Genomic DNA, 6,594 nt, shown 5'->3' with positions numbered 1-6,594 from the left:
ACCCCGACCAGGCCGGTGACCGTCAGTTCCTCCGTCCAGACCGCCGCGCTGCCGCCGCCGACCTCCCGGACCCGCAGCTCGGCCCAGCCGCGCACGGGGCGGCCGCGCTTGACCAGCCGGCATCGCCCGTCCCGCCCGGGCCCGGGCGGGACCAGCTCGGTGATCTCCATCGGATCGTCGAAGCGCAGGGGGCCCAGGGCCGTCCGGGCGAGCACGAGGTCACCGGCCGCCCGGCCGGTGCCCCGGGCCACGTGGACCCGGGTGAACGGCACCCGCTCCCCGTGCCGGGGCCAGGCGGTCAGCCGCTCCCAGCACACGGCGGGCGGCAGCGGTGAACGGCGGATCAGGACGAAACGGGCCACGGTCCGACACCTTAGGCCCTGTCCGGCGCCCGGCAGGACCGGCCGGACCGGGCCTGGCGACAACGGGGCCTCAACGGCGCCCCAGCAGGCCCGCCACCGCCGTCAGGTCGCCGTCGTCCTCGACCGGCACCACCAGCGGCGACCGAGCCGGAGCCCCCAGCCGGGCGATCTCGTGCGCGGTGACCCCGAGCCCCGGCGGCGCGACCAGGGTGACGGGCGAGCGGGACTCCAGCAGCGGGTCGAGTACCGGGCGGTACGCGGCCGGGGGCAGGCCGTCCGCCGCGGAGCGCAGCACGCCGAGGGCCTGCGGGCCGGGCCAGTCGCGGGCGGTGTCGCGGTAGCGGGTGGGCGCGGCGTCGGGCGGCGCTGTGGGCGGCGGGCGCGACGGCGTTCTACGTGGTGGCGCTGATCGTCACCATGGGTGTCGACATCCCGCTGAACAACGAGCTGGCGGCGGCCGGTGACCCGTCCCGGATCCACGACCTCGCCGCCGTGCGGGCCAAGTTCGCGGACATCTGGGTGCCGGTCACCATGCTCCGCACCGCGCTGTGCACCGGCGGTCTGCTCGCGCTGACCCGCTCCCTGGTGCTCCACGGCCGCGGCGGCCGCTGAGCTCGGGAACCGGGCTTCCCCGTACGTCCCCGCTGTGCCCGTCCGCCTCGCGCGGGCGGGCACACGCGCGTCCCGGGCCGTGCGCCCGGCCCGGTGGTCAGGCCGCGGGACGGGCCCGGTGCGCTGGGCCGTGCACCACTGCGCCGGTCCGGTGAACTCGCCCAAGTCACTTGGTGAGACGCCGAGTTGGCGAACAGCCTGGATGTGGTGGAGCATAGGCCGGGCCCGGTCTGTTGCGGTGCGCTTGCGTCGCGGCCGAGGCGCCGTACGGCTGCTGGGGGAGGAGGCGGTTCCGGTGACTCCGGTGGAACGTCCGTTTCTGGTCCGGGGGAAGGCGGTGCCCCTGGCCAGATACCTGGCGGAGGAGGCCATCGAAGGGCTGGTGGCCTGCTCGTGCATCGGGAACGAAGTCAGCATCGACCTCGCGGACACCAGAATCCTGGTGAACCTGGTCGACATCGCCGACGTGCTGCGGCTCAACTTCCACATGGTCCAGAACGGACCGGCCAAGCCGCGCTCCTGGTCGCGCCGGCTGCCCGTCGGCACCGGCCCGCGCGAGATCGCGTCCCGGATAGCGCTGGACGTCCGGACCCTGGAGCGCGAACTGGCGCCCCTGCGCCGGCGCCCGCCCCAGGTGGCGCCCGCGCGGCACCGCCCGGGATGAGACCCGGCGGACCGGCCCGGGCCCGGCGGCGCACGTGCTGCCGGGTCCGGGCCTCCTGCTGTTCCTGGCTCCACAACATCTCGGTCGACAAAGGATTTTGAAGCACCATCAGGAACGTCCATCGTGCCCGCCCATGCGGAGTTCGGCCTCCCACTTGTCGCGCGTAGAAACGTTCTCCCGCTGTACGTCTGGCCGTTGCCCGGCGCGAGCGGTAGGGATCTGGTGGCACTGCTACAACCGCAGCGCCGTACTTTCCCATCCGTGGTCACACCGACGGGTCACGAGCCCGCACGGTGGTGAGGAGCAAGCCCCATGTGGAGCACCCCGATTCCCCGGACCAGCCCGGGAACGCCGCGCGTGCGGCGCCGAACGCTGGCGGCGGCCTCCGCCGCGGCCGTGGTGGCGGCGCTGGTCGCGCTGCCCGGCGGCGTGGCGCAGGCGGCGTCGCCCGACATCGTGATCAGCCAGGTGTACGGCGGTGGCGGCAACTCCGGTGCCCCGTACGCCAACGACTTCGTCGAGCTGTACAACCGCGGCACCGCGCCGGTCTCCGTCACCGGGTGGACGGTGCAGTATGCCTCGGCCTCCGGCTCCAGCTGGGCGAAGACCGCCCTCTCCGGGACGATCGCGCCCGGTCACTACTTCCTCGTCCAGGAGGCGGCCGGGGCCGGAACGGGCGCCGCGCTGCCGACGGCGGACGCCACCGGCACCATCAACATGTCCGCGACCTCCGGCAAGGTCGCGCTCGTCACCAACGGCACGTTGCTGACCTGCGGTTCGGGCTGCGCGACCCAGTCCGGGGTCCGGGACTTCGTCGGCTACGGCAGCAGCGCGGGCTCCGCCGAGGGCTCGCCGACCGGCAACCTGTCGAACAGCACCGCCGCCCTGCGCGCCGGCGGCGGCGCCACCGAAACCGACAACAACGCGGCGGACTTCGTGATCGGCGCGCCCGTGCCGCGCAACTCCGCCTCCACCGGCGGAGGAAACCCGAACCCGGGCGGCACCCGCATCCACGACATCCAGGGCGCCGCCCGCGTCTCCCCGTTGGCCGGCAGCGCGGTCAGCGCCGTGCCCGGCGTGGTGACGGCCGTCGGCCCCAACGGCTTCTGGTACCAGGACCCGCAGCCCGACAACGACCCCGGCACCAGCGAGGGCATCTACGTCTACACGGCCGGCGCGCCCTCGGTCGCCGTCGGCGACTCGGTGACGGTCAGCGCCACCGTCACCCAGTACCGGCCGGGCGGTTCCAGCGGCACCAACAACCTGTCGATCACCGAACTGACCGCGCCCAGCGTCACGATGGTCGCCCACAACGCGCCGCTGCCCGCCGCCACCCTGGTCGGCCCGGGCGGGCGGATACCCCCGTCCGCGGTCATCTCCAGCGTCACCTCCGGCGACGTCGAGACCGCCGGGAACTACCAGCCGGCCACCGACGGCCTGGACTTCTGGGAGTCCCTGGAGGGCATGCGGGTCGAGATCGACAACGCGGCCGTGGTCGGCCCGACCAACTCCTACGGCGAGGTCCCCGTCGTCCCGCAGGGCAGCGGCACCCGCACCAACCGGGGCGGCATCCTGCTGCAGCCCAACGACGGCAACCCGGAGCGGGTCGTCCTCGGGAAGGCGCTCGCGCCCACCCCGACCGCCAACGTCGGCGACACCCTGAGCGGCGCCACCGTCGGCGTGCTCGACTACGCCTTCGGCAACTTCACCCTCCAGGTCACCGCGACCCCGACGGTCACCCCCGGCGGCACCGCCCCCGAGGTCACCGCCGCGCCGACGGCCGGCCAGCTCGCCGTGGCCACCTTCAACGTGGAGAACCTCGCCCCGTCCGACCCGCAGAGCAAGTTCGACGGCCTCGCCGCGGGCATCGTCACCAACCTGCGCTCGCCCGACCTGGTCGCCCTGGAGGAGATCCAGGACAACAGCGGCGCCACCGACGACGGCACGGTCAGCGCGACCCAGACCCTGGCCAAGCTCACCGCGGCCATCACCGCGGCCGGCGGCCCGTCGTACACCTACCGCGAGATCGACCCGGTGGACGGCCAGGACGGCGGGCAGCCCGGCGGCAACATCCGCCAGGTGTTCCTGTTCCGCACCGACCGCGGCCTGTCCTTCACCGACCGCCCCGGCGCCGGCTCCACCACCGCCGACTCCGTGGTGAACGCGAGCGGAACCCCGCAACTTGCCTACTCCCCGGGGCGGATCGACCCGACCAACACGGCGTTCAACTCCAGCCGCAAGCCGCTGGCCGGTGAGTTCCGCTGGAACGGCAAGCCGGTCTTCGTGATCGCCAACCACTTCAACTCCAAGGGCGGCGACCAGCCCCTCTTCGGCCGCTACCAGCCGCCGACCCACCCCTCGGAGACCCAGCGCCACAACCAGGCGACGGTGGTGAAGAACTTCACCGACCAGATCCTGGCCGTCGACCCGAAGGCCTCGGTCATCGTGCTCGGCGACCTCAACGACTTCGAGTTCTCCCAGACCGCCGACATCCTCACCGCCGGTGGCTCGCTCACCGACCTGCCGCGCACCCTGCCGCTGCCCGAGCGCTACACCTACGTGTACGAGGGCAACTCGCAGGTGCTGGACCACATCCTGATCTCCGGCTCGCTGGCGGCCACGTCGTACAGCTACGACATCGTGCACATCAACAGCGAGTTCAGCACCCAGCTCAGTGACCACGACCCGCAGGTGGTGCGCATTCCGCTGCCGTAGCGGGAGCGGCCGACGACGCAGGTCTCCCCGGATTCCGGGGAGACCTGCACTCGCCTCCGTGGTCAGTACGGTCAGCGCGTCACCAGCCAGGACAGGCGCGCGGTCAGCTTCGCGCGCAGCGCCGGGTCCGCGACCGCCGGGGTCGGGTCGGTGGCGACGGCGGTGAGCACGTGCGGCCGGGAACGCGGCCCGGTCAGCTTGAGGTCGGCGAGGTCCAGCGCGGTGCGGTCGGCGAGCCGGGGCAGCTCCCGGCCGTCCAGGTACCAGCGCAGGCGGGTGCCGGGCACGGGCAGGCCGACGCTGAGGCGGTCGGCCGCGGTGAGCCGACTTCCGTTGGCCGTAGGGCTGGTGAGCGGGGTCGCGTGGCGGTAGAAGCCCGCGATCATCGCCTCGCGCCCGGGCAGGTTGAACTCCCGTCCGAGCGAGCGCATGATCGAGTTCTCGGTCGGCCGGTAGAGGCCGGCCGGGTAGTAGCCGCCGCCCAGGTAGCTGCCGACGGTGCCGCCGTCGGGCGAGGCCTGGCCCAGCCAGCGCGACCACTTGGCGCCCTGGCGGCGCATCCGGTCGGCGGTGAGCGTGCTGAGGTTGGCCTCGGGCGGCTCGTCGCCCTGATAGGCCCCCTGATCGGGGTAGGCGTACTCGTCGGCGAGCTTGCCCAGCGAGTGCCCGGTCTCGTGCACCGCGATCTGCCCTGACCGAGCGTTGCCGCCCGCCACGGTGGCGATCCCCTCGTAGCCGAGCGGGGAGGTGATGTCGTTGTAGCCGGCGCCGCCGTACTTCGTGCTGTTGGCCACCACCAGCACCAGGTCCGCCTGCGGGGCCTTCGCCGCGTACGCCTCGACCGCCTTCTCGTCCACGCAGAGCAGCCGCTCCACGCCGTCGCACCAGAAGTACGACCCCAGCGCGGTGTGCCGCACCGTCGCCTGGTCCGGATCGCCGGTCACCCCCGACTCCGGCGAGACGGCGGACACCGCCCAGACGTTGAACAGCCCGCGGTAGGTGGCGTACGGCTCGACGGCGGTCAGCTCGCTCCATTTCGCGGCCGCGTCCGAGCGGAACTTCTGCTGCTCCTGCGCCGTGTAGCCGTCGCCTATCACCACCACGTCCAGCTTGGCGGCCGGGTCGCCGTTGTGGACCAGCGCGGTGACCTCGCCGTCGCCCCGCACCGGAGCCACGCCCTGGGGCCGGGCGGCGACGTACGGGGAGGCGGCCGGCGCCTGGGCGCGGGAGATGCCGCCGTCCTCGGCGAAGACCTCCACCCGGCGCGTGGGGCCACCGCCTCCCGGGCTGCCCCAGGCGGGCGCGGCCCCGAGCGCCGTTCCGGCGAGTACGGCGGCGAGCAGGGCGGTGGCGGTTCTGGCGGCGGTGCGGTGCACGGGCGTCCTCCCGGGAGAGCGGGCTGTGGCCCGCCTCCTTCCCGTGTCGAGGACCTGACAATCATGATCGGTGGAGTGTTCCGGCAGGCTGTCGGCGGTCCGGCAGAATGGCGACCATGATCGAAAGCCGGAACGCCGGTACGCCGACCGCCGAGTCCAGGCCCCCGCTGACAGCCGGCCTCACCGGCTCGGAACTGCTGCGCTGGTACTGGACACTGGACGAACTCACCGGCCTCGCCCGCACGATGGGCCTCGCGCGGCACGGAGGCAAGGTGGCGCTGACCGCCCGGCTCGCCGCCGCGCTGGACGGCCTGCCACTGCCCGAGGTCCCGACCCGCCGCCGCCCGGCGAGCTCGCAGTTGGCCGCGCCCGTCGACGGTGCCACGGTGATCCCGCCGGGCCAGCGGTGCAGCCAGGTCCTGCGGACGTACTTCGTCGAGGCGATCGGCCCCGGCTTCCACTTCGACGCCTTCATGCGCGAGTTCATCGCCTCGAACGCGGGCCGGACCCTGGCCGACGCGGCCGCCCACTGGCACGCCACCCGCCCGGACGCCACCCGCCCGGACGCCACCCACCCGGACGCCGCCCGGCCCCGCCGGATCGGGGACCAGTTCGAGTTCAACCGTTTCACCAGCGCCTGGCACCGGGAGAACCCGGCCGGCACCCGCACCCAGGCCCGGGAGGCCTGGCACGCCCACCGGGCCCTCCCCAGGCCTCCCGTCGGCGACACGCCGCCGGGGGAGGCCCCGTAGCCTCCGGGTGCGCAGAACACCCGTCAGCATCGGCGGGGTGAACTCGCCCGTTGCCCGACAGCACGGCATCGACGGCCCCGTCCGGCAGCGGAATCGCCTCGGCACTTCCGGCG

General features: G+C 73.7%; 6 protein-coding genes and 1 pseudogene. 4 read left to right on the top strand and 3 right to left on the bottom strand.

The window, feature by feature from the left end; genetic code table 11:
- Together ACFRMQ_RS30635 and ACFRMQ_RS30630 are read right to left on the bottom strand one after the other, a co-directional pair.
- Positions 1-362 (bottom strand): SRPBCC family protein (locus ACFRMQ_RS30635; protein WP_380733946.1); only part of this gene is annotated, 362 nt, incomplete at its 3' end.
- A 70-nt stretch (positions 363-432) separates the two neighbouring features.
- Complete coding sequence (locus ACFRMQ_RS30630; RefSeq protein ID WP_380733945.1) at positions 433-657, bottom strand: hypothetical protein; 225 nt, start codon at positions 655-657, stop codon at positions 433-435.
- Positions 658-716: 59 nt separating this feature from the next.
- Between ACFRMQ_RS30630 and ACFRMQ_RS30625 the strand changes: the two are divergent.
- The 3 genes and pseudogenes from ACFRMQ_RS30625 to ACFRMQ_RS30615 all read left to right on the top strand — a co-directional run.
- Positions 717-974, top strand: a pseudogene (locus ACFRMQ_RS30625) (anthrone oxygenase family protein); the annotation flags it as partial.
- A 304-nt stretch (positions 975-1,278) separates the two neighbouring features.
- Positions 1,279-1,638: a hypothetical protein gene (locus ACFRMQ_RS30620; RefSeq protein WP_380733944.1), complete on the top strand. Its 360-nt coding sequence runs from the start codon at positions 1,279-1,281 to the stop codon at positions 1,636-1,638.
- Positions 1,639-1,995: 357 nt separating this feature from the next.
- A complete protein-coding gene (locus ACFRMQ_RS30615) occupies positions 1,996-4,353 on the top strand; it encodes a lamin tail domain-containing protein (protein WP_380733943.1) in 2,358 nt (785 codons plus the stop codon).
- A 71-nt stretch (positions 4,354-4,424) separates the two neighbouring features.
- Here the strand turns inward: ACFRMQ_RS30615 and ACFRMQ_RS30610 are convergent, their stop codons facing one another.
- Positions 4,425-5,729, bottom strand: coding sequence for a M64 family metallopeptidase (locus tag ACFRMQ_RS30610; RefSeq protein ID WP_380733941.1), 1,305 nt, complete (start codon positions 5,727-5,729; stop codon positions 4,425-4,427).
- A 116-nt stretch (positions 5,730-5,845) separates the two neighbouring features.
- Between ACFRMQ_RS30610 and ACFRMQ_RS30605 the strand changes: the two genes are divergently transcribed.
- Positions 5,846-6,481, top strand: a complete 636-nt coding sequence (locus ACFRMQ_RS30605) for a DUF6434 domain-containing protein (protein WP_380733940.1) — start codon at positions 5,846-5,848, stop codon at positions 6,479-6,481.
- The last annotated feature ends 113 nt before the right edge of the window (positions 6,482-6,594 follow it).

Origin of the sequence: Kitasatospora sp. NPDC056783, from assembly GCF_042789895.1 — a bacterium.
GTDB lineage: Bacteria > Actinomycetota > Actinomycetes > Streptomycetales > Streptomycetaceae > Kitasatospora.
The sequence above is the reverse complement of the archived record's forward strand: the minus strand, read 5'-3'. Positions and strand labels throughout refer to the sequence as shown.

Coding starts and splice junctions, on each gene's coding strand:
- ACFRMQ_RS30605 (WP_380733940.1), top strand. CDS start 5,846: ATGATCGAAAGCCGGAACGCCGGTACGCCGACCGCCGAGTCCAGGCCC.